This is a genomic window from Labilibaculum sp. K2S (assembly GCF_030372765.1).
Lineage (GTDB): Bacteria > Bacteroidota > Bacteroidia > Bacteroidales > Marinifilaceae > Labilibaculum.
Genome location: NZ_JAUCMW010000018.1, coordinates 23,897 through 45,507 on the forward strand (window position 1 = coordinate 23,897; position 21,611 = coordinate 45,507).

Sequence of the window (21,611 nt, forward strand, 5' to 3'; positions counted from 1 at the left end):
TTTAAAATGTTAATTCGATACCAATCACATATTTACGAACTGAAGGTGTATTATATCCCTGAGTAAGTATACGTTTCATATTATCAGAATAGGCAACTGCTGCATTTTCGTTTCCGTAAGAGTTAGTTTCCGGATCTAAACCGGTTTCTCTAGTATAAGGCGAGAACAACACAAATGGATTCTGTACAGTAGCATAAAGTCTTAATTTATCAAAACCAGCAGCCTCAATAATTTTTTGGCTGAAATTGTAACCAAGAGATAGAGAACGTATTTTTACATAAGATGCATCAAAATAACCTAATGTACTGCCGTATTTAGGATTATCACCTGACTGACTGCCTCCTGGAAGAGGATATTTAGCGCTAGTATTATCAGGCGTCCAATAATCAACATCTACATTACCCCTACGTCCGGTTAACATATTAAGATAACCTCCTGAAGAGTATAATGTACTGATGAGAGTCCCGCCATGTTGAAAAGCTCCAACCAAACTAAAATCAAACCCTTTATACGCAACGCGAGTATTAAAACCACCCTGAAAATCAGGTTCCAAATCCATTACCTGTAAATCTTCTGGTCCAATTTTTCTTGTAGGTATACCATCTTCATCGTAATCACCATAATACTGAACCTTTATCATACCTACATTTCCTCCAGGTTCATATGATTGAAGATTTGCATCACCTTCCTGCCAAATTCCTATTCTTTTATAATCATAAACAACATTTATTGGATGTCCAACAAACCACCAGTTTCCTTCATCTCTAGTCTGTCCCGAAGCAAGAGAGGTTAATTTATTCTTATTGGAATAAAAATTAACACCAACATCCCATGTCCAACCGTTTACATCATCCAGAATCACACCGTTAAGAGAAAGTTCCAATCCTTTATTTTCTGTTGTTCCAATATTTTGAGTTACACTTGAAACCCCTGATGTAGGAGGTAAGCCAACACCTAACAGAACATCTTCCGTTTTCGTAATATAGTACTCGATAGCACCACTCAATCGGTGATTCAAAAGCGAAAAATCCAAGCCATAATTCCAGGTTTTAGAAAATTCCCATCCTAAATCATTGTTAGGCAATTCTGTCACATAAGTTCCAGTAGAATAGGTAGTCCCATTATTATAGGGTCTTGTACTTAAAACACCTAATGTAGCATATGGTTTTACAGATTGATTTGAAGTTTGTCCAAAACCCACTCGAAGTTTTAATGTATTTACAGCGGTTATATCAGACATAAAGGATTCGTTTGCGATATTCCAACCTACTGACAAAGCAGGGTATGTATGCCACTTATGTCCTTCTGCCAACCTTGAAGAAGCATCGGAACGTATTGTAGCGCTAATCATATATCGATTATCATAGGAGTACATTGCACGTCCCATATAAGACATCAATCCACTTTTTTCATAATTCTGATACTCCGGATTAACAGTAATTTCTCCTGCCGCACGGCCCAGATTATAAAATTGAAAAGCATCTGCTGGAATATCCTTAGCAGAAACATTAGAGCTATTATACAACGTTTCCTCCACAGAATACAAACCTACAACATTAATGGAATGCTTACCGAACCTACGGTCGTAGGTTAAAAGATTTTGAATTACCCAATTAGTATTTCGCGAATTACTGATGCCGGCTGTAGAAACAGTAGTTGCATTAGAACTGCCTATACCCTCTCCGGTATAATTTCCATCGTTGGTCGTGCGTAAATTACCGGCAAGACTAATTCTATACTTTAAACCCTCTATACCAGGTATTTTTACTTCACCAAACAAGGTGTTATAAGAAGCAAATGCCTTCTTCTCATCAATGTATCTATCGCCTAAAGCATTGACAATATCTTTTGTCTGATTCCAGTTTTCATCTAATGGCATCTTTATGGTTCTTTTCCAATTACCATCAGCATCATAAGGATCCGCGATGGGAGACATACTTAAAACACCATACATACCCATTCCATTTTGACTATTGGTATAATTATTATTTGTGCTAAAACCTATACGAAAATAATTACCTATTTCCTGATCAATAGAGCCATGCAAAGTTAATCGGCTAAAATCCGTTCCTGGAGTTACAGCTTCTTCTTTGTAGAATCCAGTACTAAAGCTATAGCTTCCTTTTTCAGTACCACCTGTAACTGCAATATTATGATTGGTTACATTAGCGGTTCGATACCACAAATCCTGCCAATTTGTATTTACATCATCAGCTTCATCCACTCCATTTGTATACTTATTGGCTAATTTACGTAATTCAACAAATTTGGATCCCTCCATCATTGGGTAGTCAGAAAAAACAGTATTTATACCTTGATAACCATTATAGGTGACCTGAGCGCTTTTTCCTTTTTTCCCAGTTTTGGTGGTTACCATTATAACACCATTTGCACCTCGCGAACCATAAATAGCTGTTGCAGAAGCATCCTTAAGAATATCAATAGTCTTGATATCAGTAGGGTTGATATCGCTTATAGATCCCGAAAATGGCATTCCATCAAGTACCACCAAGGGGTCGTTATTGGCTGTTAGCGATCGTGACCCTCGAATACGAATTTGCATTAGTGCACCGGGTTTACTTGAGGTTTGTTGCATATTCACACCCGCTATACGTCCCTGTAAAGCTTGCGAAATATTTGCAGATGGCACCTCCCGCATCACTTCACCCTTAATATTAGCAACGGAACCCGTTACCGCTTCTTTACGTTGGGTACCATAACCAACAACTACTACTTCATTAAGGCCCACAACGTCCTCTTTTAAAGTAACATTAATTGTCGTTTGATTATTAATACTCACAATTTCAGCTAAAAACCCAATGAACTGAAATTTTAACTGCGAATCTCCAGGCGCTTCCAAAGAATATTTCCCATCTATATCTGTGATGGTTCCCTGAGTAGTTCCAACTATGGAAATACTAACTCCTGGTAAAGGGATTCCCTTTACATCTTTAACTGTTCCCTGAAGCGAAAAGCTTTGCGCTATTGCTCCAAAATGTGCTGTTAGAAAGAGAAACAGCATAATAGCAATCACTCTTCTCTGTTGATAACATTTTTTCATAAATTTAGAAATTGATTAATAAAACAATTTAGTAGTTAGTAATCATTAATTATGGTGAGTCTTTAAAAATTTAAGTTTCTTAAGATCTTCCAATTTATATTTAGGCTGATCCAGTTGAGAAGGAATTGGTCTGTGGGAAAAAGTTTGAAAATAAAGTAAACACGCATCCCTCCACCATATAGCTTCCTTTAATTGTATTGCTAATTTATTTTGCACATCATTAAATCTATTTTTATCTACTTTTGATTGAAGAGAATTCCAAGTGCATTGAAAATATTTTACCTGTTCAACTCCCATGCTGTATCTGTAACACAATTCTGTCCATAAATCCCTGCCATTAATCAATTCATAATTCCATGGCAAATGATGAAACCACAGCAAAAGTTCTTCCGGGCAAAGTGCAGGGTCGTTATAAACTGAAAGCAAAGGTTCTGCATACTGACTGACAGCATTACTTCCGCTTGATGATCGGTTAAATCCAATACCAATACTATCTGCCTTATGGTAATAAGTTGGTAACCAGTCTGGTCTTGCTCCGGAAATCTCACACCATGGTTCCGGACCATAATGATGGCTCCACCCCATTAAATGATGCAATCCCAGTGGTGTCATATAATTTACAACGGCTTCTCTGGATTCCATCATTACACCTGACATTTGATTCAGAAAATCCTGATCGTGTGAAAAGGTTTGCATTAACCACTCCCTTGCAATTTCGCGGGCAGATAATTGATGATTCCAGGCCAAACGACCAAATGCATACCAATTGGCCTGTGCAAAATGATGTCCACACCAGTTGCTGTCTAAACCTATATTAGCAACCCCGGCAATAGCTGTTATCGAGTCATTGTAAACAGATCCATCGGTAATCCTGGATACTGTAGAGTTTTTTCCATTTGTGTAGGTATCTGAGTTTAAAAACTCCTTAAACAGTGTTCCCAAATAAACCAAGTGGTCAGAAAAACCCAGATATTCTTGTGTTATCTGCAATTCAGGCATCAGAGTAGTGTGCTGCATTGCACCAAACAAAGGACTGAATGGTTCCCGGGGTTGAAAGTCAACAGGACCATTTTTTACTTGAAGTATTACATTTTTGCGAAATTTTCCATCGAGAGGTTTAAATTCATTGTAAGCCTGCTTAGCGCGATCGTTTCCGTTAGGATCGTAAACAAAAGCACGCCACATAATAATTCCACCGTAAGATTCTAAAACATCTGCGAGCATGTTCGCTCCATCAGCATGAGTACGGCCAAAATCCTGAGGCCCAGGCAATCCTTCCGAATTTGCCTTCACCACAAAACCTCCAAAATCAGGAATCAGAGAATAGATTTGTTTTGCTTTATCCTGCCACCAGATTCTTACATCCTCATTAAGAGGATCAGCTGTTTTAAGCTCCCCCAGTACAGAAGGAGAAGAAAAATTTATCGATAAATAAACCTTAATCCCATAAGGACGAAAAATATCAGCCAACGTCTTTACTTTTTTAAGATATTCAATGCTTAAAACAACCGGATTTGCATTCACATTATTCAAGACGGTTCCATTAATGCCAATGGAAGCATTTGCCCGTGCATATTCTATATATCTGGGGCTTATTTTTTGAGGTAAATCCTTCCATTTCCAAATTGAATGACCAGCGTATCCTCTTTCAACCGTGCCGTCTAAATTATCCCAATGATTCAGAATTCTTCGTTGGTATGATGGTATTTCTACAATGTCAAAACCAGTTTTATGTGTATTATTAGTTTGCAGGCACCTTAAATAATGATAAGTACCATATAATGCTCCTAAATCAGTATTTGCAATAATAATGGTCACATTATTGCCTACTGTTCTTATGATATAACCGTCATTTCCTAATAGACTCAGCTCTTCGTTCTTAAAGTAAGTCGATAAATCTTTTTGGCTGGATGTGCCAACACATAAACCATTTGAATCCAATTGGCTTTCATCCTTCACTTCCTGATTATACAATTTATTAAGACCACTTTTGAGTTCTTTGTGAATGATAGAAAAAGTTGGAGTTGATTGTGGCATATAAATAAAAGATGGACAAGCAAACTGCCCACTTTCAATCGTTTCCATATGTGTAAACCACAATCCTGAACCATCAAGTCTATCTTGACCTGAAGCCCATTGCATTAAAGTAATAAAATACAAAAATATGATCAAGAAATATTTAGTACGCATATTTATTGGTTTTTGATTTATAAAATATGTTTTTAGCAATTGCGAAAAACATATTAGGGTTAACAAATCAGATTCTTCATTTTTATCAAATTCACTTTTTTACCTCAACCATAGAATTTGGCATTCAGTATTCAAGTGTTAATTTTCTTAGACTAAAGATACGCATAGTCTCTTCTTGAACTAAAACACTCTTGTTACCAACTATTTTCTATTAGTTACTGCGAATTACATATTTGTTACATTATCTTTCCTATTGGTTACATTGTGCTGTTAACTTGAAATTAAGGCCTATAATTTTCACACTCTTTAGTATTTTTTAATATTTTTAGACACCGATAATGAAAACTGACAAAACTATGCGCCCGAAACAATATTTCACTATTCTTCTTCTCTTATTCTCAATATCCGCTTTTTCTCAAAAAAAAAAATTATTCGACTATAACGAAGGGTTATCCAATAGTCTTATTAATCAGGTTTACCAAGATCATTTAAATTTTTTATGGGTCGCTACCGAAGATGGATTAAATCGATTTGATGGAATCAAATTTAAGTCCTACGCAAATAATATAAATCTTAGCAATACATTAAAAAACAACTTTGTAACTGCATTAACTGAAGATAAAAAGGGAAATTTATGGGTTGCTCAAATAAATGGATTGCAAATATACAATCATGAAACAGAATCTTTCCATGAAATAGAATTAGCTCTGTCTCATCAAAAAGATCATCTGTTTATATCCTGTATGATAACATTATCAAATGGTGACATTTGGCTGGCAACAACAGGGCATGGATTGATTCGAATCGATAAAAACACCCTAAAACCAGATTATTGTGAAAAGCTAAATGAGCAATTTGGCAAACATAGTCTGATAGATATTTTTGAAGACAAAAAAGGAACATTATGGATCGCTTCCAATCAAAGTCTAAATTCTTTTGATCCGGACACGAAGGAAATTAAGAATTTCCCCTTATCCAAAAACAATCAAACCTCCTTCTCAAACAAAGAAATTTCATGTATCTGTGAAGGAGATCAGGACATTATATATATAGGTTTTTTAAACGGTGGATTAGCTCAATTAGATAAACAAACCGGAATTGTAAGACCAATCAACTGTACAAACCAAAATGAAGATAATCTGCCGGTAAAAGATATTCTTTTTGATTCAAAAAATCGGTTATGGGTAGGTACAGATGGTTTTGGATTAAAGCTCTTAAACAAAGAATCAAATCTATTGGAAAACTATACCACCGTGAATGCCTCTTTCGATTTTTTAAAGAGTAAAATTCATTCTATTATCGAAGATAAAACGGGTAATATTTGGTTGGGTATTTTTCAAAAAGGCATTTATTTACTGCCCGAATCGCAGGAAACATTTAAGACCTATGGATACAAAGCCTTTGATCAAAATAGTATCGGGTCAAGCTGTATAACGGCAATTGATGGAAATGACAAAGAACTTTGGATTGCGACAGATGGAGATGGCCTGTATTATTTGAACCGATCAACTAAAAAAGTTAAACACATCCCTTTAAAAAATGAAAGTGGAATTTTTGTTGGAGAGAATATTCTTACTCTGTATAATGATACAAACGACTATCTATGGTTAGGCAGATATATTAATGGTCTTATCAGATATAATAAGAAAAACGGAAGCTTTAAGACCTTTACCACTAAAAAGAACAACACCTCCGGCAAAACTTATAATAAAATTACGTCAATCACGAAAAACAATGACAACCAACTCATTATAGGAACCTTAGACGATGGCATCTGTAGGTTTGACACTCAAAAGGAATTGTACTACGACGGACTCGATATTCCCAATTCGTTGAATGAAAAAATTCCTAAATGGATTCTCTGCGTTTACATTGACAAAGCTCAAAATTTATGGATTGGTACCTACGTAGGACTCTTTCATGTTAACCTAAAAACGAAATCTTTAACTCAGTTTTCGAAAGAAAACGGGCTTTTAAAAAACAATACTGTTGACTGCATTCTTTCGGATAGTGAAAATAACATATGGGTTGGTACCTACGAAGGATTGGCGAAAATAAACGGCGATAGTTTAAAATCCAGCTTTTATGATATCAACGATGGCTTATGCAACAACGTGATCTGTTCAATAGTTGAAGATGAATACAACCAACTATGGATTGGAACACATAACGGATTGTCCAGGTTCAATCCGGAAGATGAATCTTTCACCAATTATTATTCTTATGATGGTCTTCAGGCAAATGAATTCTCAAGAAATGCAGCTTTTAAGTCGAATAAACAAGAACTTTTTTTTGGTGGTATTAATGGAATTACGCAAATCAGCAAAGATTATGCTACTATCGTCAGGGAAGTGAGAGATGTTATTCTTACTGAATTTTTAAGTTTCGATAAACCGGTAAACATTGGTGATAAATCCGGGAAACATGTAATATTAGATAAATCAATAGTGCTTGAAGATACGATTCGGCTTCGCGAACAGGATAATGTATTTTCAATTGGATTTACGTCAACCGATTTTGCAAATCAAACCGCTGTTTCTTACGAATATATAATGGAAGGCTTTGACTTAAGCTGGAACGTAACAAACTCGACCAATAAAAGGGCTACCTACACCAATTTAAATCATGGAACCTATACTTTTTCAGTGCGTGCCGTTGATAAAGAGAACCTCTCAACACCAAGAAAACTTACCATCATAATCTATCCACCCTGGTATAAAATGCTTTGGGCAAAAATTTTATGGATTCTATTAATCGGCACTTTTATTTATGGAATATTTCTGTTATACATGGAGAAGGTGAAACGCCTGCACGCCGAAAAAGTGAATGAAATGAAAATGCAGTTTTTCATCAATATATCACACGAAATTAAAACCCCTTTATCATTAATATTAGATCCTTTAGAAAAATTAATCAAACAAAATTCTGATGAGAAAAACTCAAGGCTGTTTTTTATTATGCAGCAAAATGCCAATAGAATATACCGTTTGGTTAGCCAAATGATGGATGTGAGACGAATTGACAAAGGGCAGATTCTTATAAAATTTCAACAAACAAACATCTACAGTTTTATTAAGGAAATAGCTCAATCCTACGAACTTTTGGCCAACGATAAAAATATATCCTTCAGTATAACTACCAGTGACCCGGATATTGAGGTATGGATAGATCCTCTAAATTTTGAAAAGGTTATTTTTAACCTATTATCAAACGCTTTTAAATTTACACTTTCAGGAGGTGAGATTGAATTAAGTATCGCTAAAGAAATCATTGAAAAAGGAAATCATCAGCATGAACAGGTAAAAATTACTGTAATCGATACAGGTGTTGGAATTAAGGAAAGTGAAATTGAGCGAATTTTTGATCGCTTTTACCAAGTCTATTCACCAGATACGAAACACTCAACAGGTACAGGCATTGGTCTTCATCTTTCCCGTTCTTTGGTCAGTTTACACAAAGGTAAACTTTTGGCAGAAAACCGTAATGATAGAACAGGAAGCCGATTCATTATTACCCTTCCTCTCGGAAATGAGCATCTCGCCCCAAAAGATCTTATAACAGAAAAAACAGCTCTTCCTGCAGCATCACATAAATATATTTCGCAGGTACCAAAAGATAACATCCAAACTCCTATTGAAAAAAGCGTAAAACGCAAAACCAATTATAAGGTAATGATTGTTGATGATGAAGTTGATATCAGAAACTATCTCTACAATGAATTATCTGCCTATTATAAAGTGGTGGCGTGTGAAAATGGAAAAAAAGCTCATGAAATTTTGTTGGACGAAAACCCAGATCTTATTATTAGTGATATTATGATGCCGGAAATGGATGGTATCACTTTGTGCAAAAAAATAAAAACAAATATTTTAACCAACCATATTCCTGTTATTTTACTTACCGCACTTTCTAAGGAAGAAAATGAAATAGAAGGCATTGAAACCGGTGCTGATATGTATTTAGTAAAACCTTTCAAAAGTGAATTTATCCTTAAAATGATTTCTAATATTTTAGAAAACAGGAAAAAGATATATAGCAAATTGCAGACTAAGAAAGAGCATGAAATAGAAAATATAGAAATAAAATCGCACGACGAAATATTGATGCAAAAAGTAATGTCCATTATTAAAGATAACATCTCTAATAGTGAACTAAATGTTGAAATGCTGGCCGATGGTGTTGGAATAAGCAGAGTACATATGCATCGAAAATTAAAAGAGCTAACCAATCAGTCGGCCCGTGATTTCATTAAAAACATTCGAATGAAACAGGCAGCTTATCTGCTTACAACAAGTAAAATTAACATCGGAGAAATTGGTTATGCTATTGGTTATTCCAATTTATCGCATTTTTCAAAATCTTTTAAAGCTTATTATGGTGTTTCACCAAAGGAATATACATCAAAGCAACACGAGAGTTGAAACATCTTAATTCATTTTAATAAAATAAAAAAGATGAACCGTTGAGTTCATCTTTTTACGTTATACTATGGACTCAAATTAGCTTAAAAATTTCTTTCTCAAATCTTCAACCTGATCATCGTTAATAGGAACCATTTTGCCAAGAGGTGCACCAATCACTAATGATTTAGCACTAAACTCAGCTACTTCCAATCGGTCGAATGCCTGCATCATAGAACCACCAGTTACCAAGAATGAGTTGTTTGCAACCAAAACAGCAGGAACTGTATCGCAAATCATTTCAGGAATTGTAGTATTTTCCTGAAATTGTGTTTCAATTGGTAAACAAGGTACATCTTGTAAGAAAATCCAGCTTTCTGGTATCGTTCTTACATCAAATTTAACACCTGTTGTTCCGTAAGCCATTAAATACGGCGATTGAGTAATGATGATTGTATTCACACCTGGGTTTTGCTCATAAATCATCTGGTGCAGTTTCGTTGAGCGACTTGGTGTTTTGCCTTCCTCTGGTTTTCCATCTTTAATCTGAACAAGATCTTCAGATTTCAGATCCCAACGAGCAATTCCTGTTGGAGTAATTATAAAATCGTTTCCTTCGGCACGCATCGAAATTGTTCCAAAAGAGCTGATCATTAAATTTTGACGACAAGCACGGTGAACAAATTCAACAATCTCCGATCGAAGCGCTTTTTCGATGGTGCTATTCACCACATTGGTATTGCAGTCTTTTACTTCCGGCATTTGGGCCTCATAAGCATTAATTTGATCATCGGTTAAATAAGTTGGATTACCAATTCCTTTGGCATTAATGATGGTTTGACAACAAAACTCCAAAGTTTCAAAACGAGTATAAGCGTCGAGCATATCGGTTCCACCCAAAACAGTCCCGTGATTTTCCATAATTACGGCCATGTAATCGCTGCCAATAAATTGTTTTGCAATTACGGCTCCCAAAGCTTCACTGCCAGGCAATTCATATTCGGCATAACCAATTTTTCCACATGCCTTTCTAGCCTGAGGAATAATATTGGTGTTTGGTATTTCTCTAACAATACTGAAAGAAACCAATGCCGGCGGATGTGCGTGAATAACAGCTTTTATTTCAGGACGAGCATCATATATAGCCTTGTGAAAAGGATATTCTGACGAAGGTTTGTGCTTTCCAACAATCGTTCCGTCTTTTTTCACACAAATAATATCATCTTCGGTCAATTTGCCTTTATCAATAGCCGATGGGGTTACCCACATGTCGCCATTTTCATCCATGATAGAGATATTCCCTCCTGATGTGGTGGTCATTCCATCTCTGTAAATCTTACCAATAACTTGTGTTAACTGAGTTTTTGGATGCAATAAATTTGGATTAAAATTTTTCATCATTCTATAAGTTAGTATCAAGACACAAGTATCGAGACACAAGATTTAAATAATTTTTATTAGTATGCTGCTTCGTAAATCTTAATGGTATCTTCCAAAGAAACTTCTCTTGGATTACCACCAGTACAAACATCAGCCATCGCATTTTTTGCCATCGCTTCAAAGTCCTTAGGATCAACATTCAATTCTTTTAATCCTGCAGGAATGCCAACATCCTTCGATAATTTTTTAATAGCAGCAATAGCCGCTTTTTTCTTTTCATCTACCGACATGCCTGTTGTATCTGCACCTAAAGCTTCTGCTACTTTACCCAATTTTTCGCCACACACTTCAGCATTAAATTCTTCTACATAAGGCAAAAGTATCGCGTTACAAACACCATGAGGCAAATCGTACATTCCACCCAACTGGTGAGCCATGGAGTGTACATATCCCAAACCGCAATTTGAGAATGCCTGTCCGGCAATGAACTGTCCCCAAGCCATTTTTGTTCTGGCTTCGATGTTCTGTCCATCTTTTACCGCATCTCTTAAACTACTGCCTATTAGCTCTATCGACTTTAATGCAAGCGTATCCGACCATTCAAAAGCACCAGCAGTTACGTAAGCTTCAATAGCGTGAGTTAAGGCATCCATTCCTGTAGCCGCAGTTAAAGAGGCAGGTTTATTCAACATCAACATGCTATCGTTAACTGCGATATCTACCAAACAGTTTTTATCAACCATCACCATTTTCACTTTACGCTTTTCGTCGGTGATCACATAATTGATCGTAATTTCACTTGCAGTACCAGCAGTTGTATTGATTGCGATGATTGGTAAAGATTTCTTTTTTGAAACGTGAATTCCTTCATAATCTTCAATAGAACCACCATTCGTTGCTAAAATACCAACAGCTTTACCACAATCTTGTGGAGAACCACCACCCAAGGTTATGATACAATCACATCCGTTCTCTTTTAAAAGAGCTAAACCTTCCTTTACATTTTCGGTATTCGGGTTTTGCTTTACACTGCTGTAAGTCACATAATCCAAGCCAGCTCCTTTTAGTACATCTTCCACTTTTTCGGCCACACCAATCTTCACCAAAACATCATCTGTTACAAATAAAGCTTTTGTAAAACCTCTGGCGGCCAGTTCATCTTTTAATTCCAGTAAAGCATTTGGGCCTACCAAACTTAAAGGTGGTAAGTAAATTCGTCTGCAAGTATTCATTTTTGTTTATTTTGAGATTGTTATGTTTTATTTTGACTCTAATTCAATTTTATTGGTCGTAAAACCCCCTATATTTCCAGCAATTACAAGGGCCGCTCCAAGCGCACTTGCATTATCAATTTCAGAAGTGCGAACTTTTTTATCCGTAAAGTAATTGGTAAGAAGACTTACAAAGATTTTATTTCGCGAAAAACCTCCTGATACGTAAATCGTTTTTGTTGTATCCCTTTTCGGAATAACAAGTTCTATAGAACGAACACACAACCGGGTTAATTCTATTACCAAACGTGTGTAAGCTTCCTCATAATTGGTAAAAACCGACAAATCCATTATTTCGAGTCCTTCACTGAATTTTTCAATTCCTTCCGGGAAAAACAATAAAGCTTTGCCGAATTTTAGATTGATGGAATTTACTGCATCTTCGCAATAATCGATATTTTGAAAATACTTATCACTTGCATTAAAATGATGATTTAGCCTGGCAATGTATGTTTCATGAAAATGTCCCATAAATAATCGGGATGATTTCACCTGTCGCTTTTCAGGAGTCATAAAACACAAACAATCATTCTTTAATTGTTCGCTTGTTAAGGGCTCATCGTTAAATGGATTCATGCTAATGCACCACGTTCCGGTAGAAACCAGAATAAAATCTTCTTTTGAGTTTTGAAGATAAGGAACCAATGATGCGGAGCTATCGTGAATACCAACTCCTGTTTTAATTTCTTTTCCTTTAATCAAAGCAGGATAAACCTGATCGTTATTAACAGGTTTTAGCAATTTAAAGCCTTCCTTTTTTAGCCATGGGTGATATTGCATTTTATCAAAATCCCATAGAAAGGTGTGACAGCCAATAGAGGTTGGTTCAGAAGTGATCTGTCCGGTTAAAACCAAAGAAAGATATTGTGGAAAATGAAGTATGTTCTCCACCTTTTCCCAAATATCTTGTTTCTCTTTTTTTAACCAAAGAGCTTGAATTCCGGAATTTAAAAGCAACCCCAAAGCCGGGCTGGCCGTTTGACGGCAAAACTCATCTACCCCACCATATTCTTGAAATAGTGATTCCTGAATTTCAGGATTTACTTGCTTTAGATAGTTGTAAATTGGCGTTAATAATTTTCCTTCTTTGTCTAAAAAGGCAAGAGATGCACCATAAGTTGAGAAATTAATGGCCTGAATATCAAACTTTCCTTCCTCTATAAGAGCACTCAAAGTATTCACCATCCAATTTTGAATCAACTGAATATCATCACATTCAAAGCCATCTTCGTCAACAGTAGTCAAAAAATTTTCTTCGCATTGATAAACCAAATTAAACACCTGATCGAATAGAAGTATTTTTTTATTGGTTTTACCAATATCAAAAACTGCAATTACTTTAGTTTCCATCCATTGTAATTTTGATTCAATAAAAAAGCGAACCGGATGATGAAACAAATGTGTTTCATCATCTAGCTCCTTCTACTTATCTTTTAGATAAAACTTCTTTTTCGTAAGCTTGTATTTCTGCAATATAATCCTCGCTAACAGGTACACCTTCTTGCAAACAGTAGTAATCCCAAACAGCACCAAATGGCTTTGTTTTCAACTCTTCAAGAAGTGCTAACCGTTCAAAATTCTGCCCGTTTTCTTCATATTTCACTAATGTAGAAGTAGGCTCTAACATAGCAATCATAAACGCTTTTTGTGCTGCACGTGTACCTACTACATAAGCACCAATACGGTTGATAGAAGCGTCAAAAAAGTCAAGACCTACATTTACACGACCGATAAAGTCGTTACGTACTATTTCAGAAGCGATCAACTGTACTTCTTCGTTAAGTGTTACTACATGGTCAGAATCCCAACGAACAGGACGTGTCACGTGAAGTAATACTTCGTCTACAAACTGAAGGCAAGAAGAAATCTTATCACCTACAACCTCTGTTGGATGGAAGTGACCATTATCCAAACAAATCATTTTGTTGTTCTTGATAGCATATCCCAGGTAATAATCGTGTGAACCTACAGTCATAGACTCAGCACCTATACCAAATACTTTACTCTCAACAGCATCCTTCATATATTCTTTTGGAAATTCTGCTGCGAAACCTTCATCAAGAGATTTAGTCAACTGTGAACGCATTCCATTACGATCGATTGGGGTATCTTTAGATCCATCAGGAATCCAGGTATTCAATACACAAGGGCTTTCCAGTTGTTTACCAACTTCAGCAGCAATTTCGCGTGTACGCTTAAGGTGTTCTACCCAAAATTTACGTATTTCTTCATCTTTAGAAGATAAAGTAAATCCGCTATCAGCTTTAGGATGAGAGAAGAATGAACCATTAAAGTCCATACCAACACCTTGCTTTTTACACCAATCTATCCATCCTTGGAAATGCTTTACTTCAATAGCATCACGATCAGTAGCTCCATCAGAGAAGTCACCGTATAAAGCATGTACGTTTACGCGTTGCTTACCTGGCAGCAATGACATTACCTTTTCCAGGTCAGCCATAATTTCAGTTATATTACGTGCTTTTCCAGGATAATTACCTGTAGCCTGAATACCACCGGAAAGTTGACCGTCAGGATTCTCAGTGCCTGATACATCATCAGTTTGCCAACAGTGAAGACTGATTTTAATTTCATTGATTTTATTCAATACGGCTTCAGTATCAACACCTAAAGCTGCATACTGCTCCTTGGCCAACTCATAGGCCTTTTTAATCATTTCTTTATTTGCCATAACACGTATATATTCTAAATAAAATACTTCTTCTAATTCAACAGAAACAGGTGAATTATCTGAATTAATATTCTCTAAAACTTAAAAAAAATGTCATTTACATTGCATTCCCTAAACCAACAATCACCACGGAAACAATAATAACGGCTATACCAATAGTTATCGTCCATTTGGTTTTAGGGGCTACTCCTTTCCATTCATTTCGGTAGATTCCCCACATATTAGCGGTTAGAATGATGGTGGACATATGAAGAATCCAGGAACTTGCACCATTTCCAAGTTTACTCTCGCCCATTCCGTAAAAGAAAAACTGAAGAAACCAGGTGGTTCCGGCCAATGCAGAAAACAAAATGTTATTCCGGATAGGTGTCGATTTATTTCCAAAATCTTTATAAGACTTATTTTTTAAGCTCAAAATGGTAGTCCATATTAAATTAGTTGTTAAACCACCCCAAAGAATTACCACAAATGTTACATTGTTTTGAAACAGGTGACTGGAACCTTCAAATAAATAATCGGGTAATACCGCTGCCGATTCGGCCATGGTTTTACCTGCTTCAATACCAAAATTAAAGAATGAACTTAGGATCCCCGATAAAATAGCGATCACTAAACCTTTCACCAAACTAAACTCTGCAACACTCTTTTTTTGATCCTCTTCGCTTAACTCACCTTCTTTCAACATTCCTGCATAACCACACAAGGCTATACCAACAAGACAAACGACTACTCCAACTAACACTAATTGTCCCCCTGAAGAAGCCAACATATCGGTAAAAGAAACCTTCCCCGCTGTTGGATTAATGTTGTAATATATAGAAGGAACGATTGCGCCGAAAGCTGAACAAAACCCAAGAACCACCGAATTCCCTAATGACATGCCTAAATAACGAACACCTAAACCATAAGTGAGGCCACCAATTCCCCAACAAAGGCCTAATGTAAATGTAAGAGCAAAAATCTGGGATGAACTGGCTAAAATAATATCAAAAAAACCTGGGATCGTTAAATATGCTGCTATTGGCGGTACAATTAACCATGAGAATAAACCGCCAACAATCCAAAAGCTCTCCCATGCCCAGCCCTTTACTTTGTTAAAAGGCATGTAAAAACTACCTGATGCGACTCCACCTAATGAATGATAAATAATTCCTAATAACGCGTGCATATTTTCGGATTTAGTTTGATTTAATTGGTATTTTTGTTTTTGTTATATTCTGATAATATGAAACACAAATGTATATTGACACTTACATAATTTCAATACACAAACTGGCGTTTCATTTGCACTTTTTGGACCAATAATGGAAGATTTTTTCAAATACATATCTGCAAGTGAAGAAGACAAAGATTGGGGGCTTTATTTAAATGTAGCCGGAAAATCAAAAGTACCCTCAGGAATCAGCTATCCCTCTGCAGAACATCCCAGTGGATATCACTTTTCATGGGTCAAAGGGCGCACTCTAAATGAATATCAGATTAACTACATTACAAAAGGAACAGGGACACTCGAAAACGCCCGGGGAAAATTTGCGGTTAAGCCTGGTTCATTGTTAATTATCCGAAAAGGGGAATGGCATCGCTACAGACCTACCAAAAGTGAAGGATGGATTGAACATTACATTGGTTTTGACGGCATGTTTGCCAACCACTTTTTACAGGAAAACCAAATTCTGCAAGGACAATCGGTTATCCATTGCGGTGTACGCGAAGATTTTATAGATACTTATTACAAAATTTTCGAACTGGTTCGAAACGAAGATCCCGGAAACCAGCACATTGCTGCCGGACTGGTGATCAAATTACTGGGATGTATAGTCGCTTGGGAAAAACAAAAAAACTTCTCTGGAAAACCTATTGAAAAGCTGATTCAGGAAGCTCGTTTTTACATGCGGGAACATATTGAACAAGAGGTCGATATTCAAAAACTTGCCGAAGATAATTGCATTGGCTACTCCTACTTCCGAAAGATGTTCAAAAAATACACTGGTATCTCTCCCCACCAATATCATTTGGATTTAAAAATAATGAGATCCAAAGAATTGATTCTAACAACTAATAAATCGATGAAAGAAATCAGTTACGAACTTGGTTTTCAGTCTATTCATTATTTTAGCCGGATATTTAAGAAAAAAGTAGGACAAAATCCGTCTGAATTGAGAGGAACCGTTACTAAATAGTTGAAAACAAAAAAGAGACGATCTATTTAAGACAGTCTCTTTTCCTTTACTTGTATATACTAGAAGCTAAATCCATTGAGTATAGCTGCTTAGTTTTTAATACTTACATCTTTATTATTGCTAAGTTTTAACTTATTTTCTTTTACTCCCCGCACTTTAAAATCAGTAAACTTCCAGTTTCTTGCAAAAGATATGTTCCCTGTATTATCTCCTTTAAAGCTTACATTTTTGAACTGGAAATTATCAATGGTACTTTCCTCTATTCCAGTTACCTTTATGCACGTTTGAGCATTGATGGCATGTACATTTTCAAAAAACATATTTTTGAATTTAGGCATGCCTTTTTCAGATGGTACTACCTCCAGTAATTTTTTCCAATGAATCGGCAACTCCTCGTATTGATAGCCCTCAGGCAATTTTGAGTTACTATAAGATGGATTCCAATTCAGATTCACAATAAAAGGATCTCTAACTCCATCCATTTGTATGTTGTACATGTAAATATTCTCAATGGTTCCCCCTCTTTGCGAAGTACTTTTAAAACGCAAACCGTACTTAGTACCTAAACCTTTCATGTTGTATATCAACACATTTTTAATACTCCCAGAGGTTTCACTGCCACAAGTAAACAAACCATCGCCACGGCCGGCAATACAATCACGAATTACAATATACTCACACGGACGATTTACTTTTAAACCATCGGCATCTCTACCAGCCTTTAAGCAAAAATTATCATCGTTGCAATTCACATAGCAATTCTGCACCAAAATTCTACTTGATGAGTCAATATCAACACCATCGGTACTCGGCCCCTTTCCTTCAATGTTATTATTGATGGTCATACCTTGAACGGTTACGTATTCCGAATACAAAATATGAACAGACCAAAAGCCAGCCTGATACAACACAAAATCTTTCAGCGTTACATCTTTTGAATTCTCAATAATGATCCCTCTTGGTCTTTTACAATCGTAATCAACAACCCAACGTAAACCTTTGGGATCGTATTCTTCACGCATGTTTCGGTATTTGTTCCAAAATACTTTCCCTTTACCGTGTACCACTCCTTCTCCAGTAATGGCCACATTGTGCTGATCAATAATATTGATTAATCCCGCAGGCCAATTCATTTCGATACCTGCTACTCTTGTTGGAATTTCTTTATAATCATTAATATCCTGACTTCCTTCTATTTGTACCCCTTTCGGGATGTCGAGAATTACGTTAGATTTTAAAAATATCGATCCTGTAAGGTAAATACCTGTTTGAAAGCGAACTACACCACCACCAAGTTCGGCACATTTATCTATAGATTCCTGTATCGATTTGGTACACAAGGTAACACCATCTCCAACAGCACCAAAATCGGAAGGATTGTAGATTACTCCTCTTGAAACAGGTTGCATTCTAGCTCCTACATCAGTAATCCAATTGCAGGAAGAAAGATCAGGCTCAAAATCCTGCCCAATACTTGAAATGGATATCATCAGGAATATTCCTATTAAACTAATTTGTTTCCAACTCATCTGTCTGTTTTTCTTATTAGTAATTGATTTTCTATTCTATTAGTTTCAGTTCTTCAATTCAATTTTATCTTCGGGAAAACTGCTTGTTTTATCCTTAATCTGACGAATGTCTGTGTTCCAAATTTCCAATCCTGTTTTCAAGTACTCAGGATATGAAACATTCTCAAACTCTATGTTTGAAACATTTTCGACGATTATAGCAGGTCCCGAAAGTGGTGAAATAGAAACATTTTTTAAGCTAATATTTTCTGATTCACAGAATTTACCACCCAATTGAGACGACATGCATGCATTTTTAATTTGAATACCGCTAATTTTCATTTCCGGCAAACCATTAAAAAACATAGCCCGTCGTGAATTTACAGATACAATATCCGTAAAAAAGAGGTTTCGAAAACAAGGTGTTTCTTCATTTTCAAGAGGAATATTCGCTGACTCCCCATTAGATTTTTTATCATCTATAAGTTCTGCAGATGGTGAATTTCCGCCATAATATAAGTTAAAAGAAAGCGCATCGGTAACAATATTCTGCATGCTAATGTTTGAAACATATATGTTCTCAACAACACCGCCTCTTCCCCTTCGGCTTTTAAAACGTAATCCTACATCCGTACCTAAAAACGAGCAATTACTTACTTTAATGTTTTTCACCCCACCCGACATTTCGCTACCTACAACAAAACCACCGTGTCCTTTATAAACAACACAATTATCTACAATCACATTTTTTGTTGGTACTCCCCGTCTGCGTCCATCTTCGTCTTTTCCCGATTTTATGCAAATCCCATCATCACCCACATCAAATTTACTGTTTACAATAATGGCATTTTCGCAGGACTCCAAATCAAGACCATCACCATTTTGAGCATAAGATGGGTTTCTAACAGTTACATTATCAACGATTATATTTCTGCATAGTAATGGATGAATATTCCAGCTGGGAGAGTTTGAAAAACAGACTCCCTGCAAAAGCACGTTTTCACATTCGATCAAACTAATCATAACCGGACGCAGAAAATCTTTAATGGATTGCCATTCTTTCTCTGTCTTTACGTTTCTTGGTACATTCATACTGCTAACAGCATCACCTTTAAGTGATTTTTCACTGGGAAACCAATAATCACTCCTTTTATAAGCGCCTCCTTTTGCTGTTATTTTTTTCCATTGACTTTCGGTTACTTTTTGTTTTTTTACCGGTCGCCATGCATCTCCGGATCCATCGATACATCCTTGTCCGGTTATCGCAATATTCTTAAGATTCTTACCTGATACAGGCGATTGACAACGACGTGTATCGAGTCCCTCAAAACTGGTTTCCACCAATGGATAATCGTCAAAGTCCCGGCTAAACTTAATCAATGCTCCTTTTTTAAGATGAAGATTAATATTGCTCTTCAGCTCAATTGGCCCTGTTAACCATATCCCTTGAGGAACAAGCAAAGTTCCACCACCTTTTTCAGCCAATTCATCAATGGCCTTTTTGAATGCCACTGTATTTTTGAATTGCCCGTTACCAATACCTCCAAAGGTGATAATGTTTATTTCCAGCTCAGGAAATTGCGGCGCATTTACAACAGGCATGGTAAAAGGTAAATCTTTATATAAATATGAATATTTATACGATTCGTTTTCTGGTTTTTGCGCACCCATGGAGCAACCTGCTAAAAGTATAAACCAGATATATCTCGTGAATAATTTCCTGAACAATTTCATGTTTAAATATTTTATTTGTTAATGATGATTCTTTATTTCCCCAACTCCAGGCATCCCATTATAAATGGTCCCGTAGCTTTACTATCGTTATCCCTGATTCTTTCATTGATGTAATAATTATAACTTCCATCGCGATATGGCCTGCCACCTAATCCGGCAACGGCACAACATTTGGTTAAGCCTAATGTACCGTCAGCATTCTTTACAATCAGATTCTTCATCAAGCCATTGTATGCCTTAAGTGCTGTTTTTCGGTATTTTTTATCGATGTATCCTTTATTTACAGCTTTTGCATAAGCATACATGTACATGGAAGAAGCTGATGCTTCCAGATAATTCCCTTCTCTTTGTCCCTGATCCAAAACCTGATACCACAATCCTGTTTCATCCTGATAATGTGACAGTGCTTCTGCCACACCATCAACAATATTCAGTAAGGTCTTTCTTTGCAGATGATTTTCAGGAACATAATCCAATACATCAACAAGTGCCATAAACCACCAACCCATACTTCTTCCCCAAAAATTTGGAGACTGACCGGTTATTTTATCAGCCCACTTCTGATTATGGCTCTCATCCCATGCATGGTAATACAAACCTGTTTTCGTATCGCGGGTGTGTTTGGCACATACTATAAACTGATTGATAGCATCATCTAACAAATCCGGTTGGTCAAAAGTAACAGCATATTGAGCTAAAAAAGGAGCCCCCATATATAAGCCATCCAACCAAACCTGATGCTGATAAATTAACTTGTGCCAAAAAGCTCCTTCGTGTGTTCGGGGATGCATCTTAAGTTGCTTAACCAAGCGATTCATGGCTAATTTATATTTCTCATTTCCAGTCTCTTTATATACATCAAAAAGAATTTTCCCGGAATTGATGTAGTCGATATTGTACGATTCTACTTTGTACAAGTGTATTTCCCCATTTTCGTTTATAAGCGAATCGGCCCATTTAATCACGTAATCAAGGTATTTTCTATCTCCGGTTTCCTTCCAAACCTTCAGCATAGCCAAACATCCCAAGCCTTGCGAATAACCAAAATAGAGTCTTTTGCCATGATCCAACTGCCAGGCTTCCGGAAATCGTTTCATCTCCGAATCGGCAAACTGAATGGCTGTTGTTTGTGCTTGTGTTAGCTGACTTATTAGGAGTAGTGAATAAAGAATTATTGTTCTCATACTGTAATAAT

12 protein-coding genes are annotated in these 21,611 nt (G+C 36.3%); 2 read left to right on the plus strand and 10 right to left on the minus strand.

The window, feature by feature from the left end:
* Position 1: 1 nt before the first annotated feature.
* Both QUH73_RS16560 and QUH73_RS16565 read right to left on the minus strand, forming a co-directional pair.
* Positions 2-3,061 carry a SusC/RagA family TonB-linked outer membrane protein gene (locus tag QUH73_RS16560; protein WP_289531550.1) on the minus strand — a complete coding sequence of 1,020 codons (3,060 nt, stop codon included), beginning with the start codon at positions 3,059-3,061 and terminating at the stop codon, positions 2-4.
* Between the two features lie 45 nt (positions 3,062-3,106).
* A complete protein-coding gene (locus QUH73_RS16565; RefSeq protein ID WP_289531551.1) occupies positions 3,107-5,251 on the minus strand; it encodes an alpha-glucuronidase family glycosyl hydrolase in 2,145 nt (714 codons plus the stop codon).
* A gap of 338 nt (positions 5,252-5,589) precedes the next feature.
* On the opposite strand from QUH73_RS16565, the gene QUH73_RS16570 reads away from it, so the two are divergent.
* Complete coding sequence (locus tag QUH73_RS16570; RefSeq protein ID WP_289531552.1) at positions 5,590-9,672, plus strand: hybrid sensor histidine kinase/response regulator transcription factor; 4,083 nt, start codon at positions 5,590-5,592, stop codon at positions 9,670-9,672.
* Positions 9,673-9,750: 78 nt separating this feature from the next.
* Here QUH73_RS16570 and QUH73_RS16575 read toward each other — a convergent pair whose 3' ends face one another.
* From QUH73_RS16575 to rhaT, 5 genes are all read right to left on the minus strand, one after another.
* Positions 9,751-11,049 (minus strand): class II aldolase/adducin family protein, encoded by a 1,299-nt coding sequence (locus tag QUH73_RS16575; RefSeq protein ID WP_289531553.1) that lies wholly within the window; start codon positions 11,047-11,049, stop codon positions 9,751-9,753.
* Between the two features lie 59 nt (positions 11,050-11,108).
* The gene (locus tag QUH73_RS16580) at positions 11,109-12,263 is read right to left on the minus strand and encodes an iron-containing alcohol dehydrogenase (protein ID WP_289531554.1); all 1,155 of its coding nucleotides are present in this window, start codon (positions 12,261-12,263) and stop codon (positions 11,109-11,111) included.
* Positions 12,264-12,290: 27 nt separating this feature from the next.
* Complete coding sequence (locus tag QUH73_RS16585; RefSeq protein WP_289531555.1) at positions 12,291-13,652, minus strand: FGGY-family carbohydrate kinase; 1,362 nt, start codon at positions 13,650-13,652, stop codon at positions 12,291-12,293.
* 76 nt (positions 13,653-13,728) lie between these two features.
* Entirely contained in the window at positions 13,729-14,994 is a 1,266-nt protein-coding gene (locus QUH73_RS16590; protein ID WP_289531556.1) for an L-rhamnose isomerase, read from the minus strand.
* Between the two features lie 97 nt (positions 14,995-15,091).
* Complete coding sequence (rhaT, locus tag QUH73_RS16595; RefSeq protein WP_289531557.1) at positions 15,092-16,162, minus strand: L-rhamnose/proton symporter RhaT; 1,071 nt, start codon at positions 16,160-16,162, stop codon at positions 15,092-15,094.
* 136 nt (positions 16,163-16,298) lie between these two features.
* Between rhaT and QUH73_RS16600 the strand changes: the two genes are divergently transcribed.
* The gene (locus QUH73_RS16600) at positions 16,299-17,174 is read left to right on the plus strand and encodes an AraC family transcriptional regulator (protein ID WP_289531558.1); all 876 of its coding nucleotides are present in this window, start codon (positions 16,299-16,301) and stop codon (positions 17,172-17,174) included.
* Positions 17,175-17,263: 89 nt separating this feature from the next.
* On the opposite strand, the gene QUH73_RS16605 is transcribed toward QUH73_RS16600, so the two are convergent.
* The 3 genes from QUH73_RS16605 to QUH73_RS16615 are packed head-to-tail and all read right to left on the minus strand — an operon-like array spanning position 17,264 to position 21,600.
* Complete coding sequence (locus QUH73_RS16605; RefSeq protein WP_289531559.1) at positions 17,264-18,703, minus strand: glycoside hydrolase family 28 protein; 1,440 nt, start codon at positions 18,701-18,703, stop codon at positions 17,264-17,266.
* 45 nt (positions 18,704-18,748) lie between these two features.
* Positions 18,749-20,416: a glycoside hydrolase family 28 protein gene (locus tag QUH73_RS16610; protein WP_289531560.1), complete on the minus strand. Its 1,668-nt coding sequence runs from the start codon at positions 20,414-20,416 to the stop codon at positions 18,749-18,751.
* 32 nt (positions 20,417-20,448) lie between these two features.
* Complete coding sequence (locus tag QUH73_RS16615) at positions 20,449-21,600, minus strand: glycoside hydrolase family 88/105 protein (protein WP_289531561.1); 1,152 nt, start codon at positions 21,598-21,600, stop codon at positions 20,449-20,451.
* Between the last annotated feature and the right edge of the window lie 11 nt (positions 21,601-21,611).

Coding starts and splice junctions, on each gene's coding strand:
- QUH73_RS16560 (WP_289531550.1), bottom strand. CDS start 3,061: ATGAAAAAATGTTATCAACAGAGAAGAGTGATTGCTATTATGCTGTTT.
- QUH73_RS16565 (WP_289531551.1), bottom strand. CDS start 5,251: ATGCGTACTAAATATTTCTTGATCATATTTTTGTATTTTATTACTTTA.
- QUH73_RS16570 (WP_289531552.1), top strand. CDS start 5,590: ATGAAAACTGACAAAACTATGCGCCCGAAACAATATTTCACTATTCTT.
- QUH73_RS16575 (WP_289531553.1), bottom strand. CDS start 11,049: ATGAAAAATTTTAATCCAAATTTATTGCATCCAAAAACTCAGTTAACA.
- QUH73_RS16580 (WP_289531554.1), bottom strand. CDS start 12,263: ATGAATACTTGCAGACGAATTTACTTACCACCTTTAAGTTTGGTAGGC.
- QUH73_RS16585 (WP_289531555.1), bottom strand. CDS start 13,652: ATGGAAACTAAAGTAATTGCAGTTTTTGATATTGGTAAAACCAATAAA.
- QUH73_RS16590 (WP_289531556.1), bottom strand. CDS start 14,994: ATGGCAAATAAAGAAATGATTAAAAAGGCCTATGAGTTGGCCAAGGAG.
- rhaT (WP_289531557.1), bottom strand. CDS start 16,162: ATGCACGCGTTATTAGGAATTATTTATCATTCATTAGGTGGAGTCGCA.
- QUH73_RS16600 (WP_289531558.1), top strand. CDS start 16,299: ATGGAAGATTTTTTCAAATACATATCTGCAAGTGAAGAAGACAAAGAT.
- QUH73_RS16605 (WP_289531559.1), bottom strand. CDS start 18,703: ATGAGTTGGAAACAAATTAGTTTAATAGGAATATTCCTGATGATATCC.
- QUH73_RS16610 (WP_289531560.1), bottom strand. CDS start 20,416: ATGAAATTGTTCAGGAAATTATTCACGAGATATATCTGGTTTATACTT.
- QUH73_RS16615 (WP_289531561.1), bottom strand. CDS start 21,600: ATGAGAACAATAATTCTTTATTCACTACTCCTAATAAGTCAGCTAACA.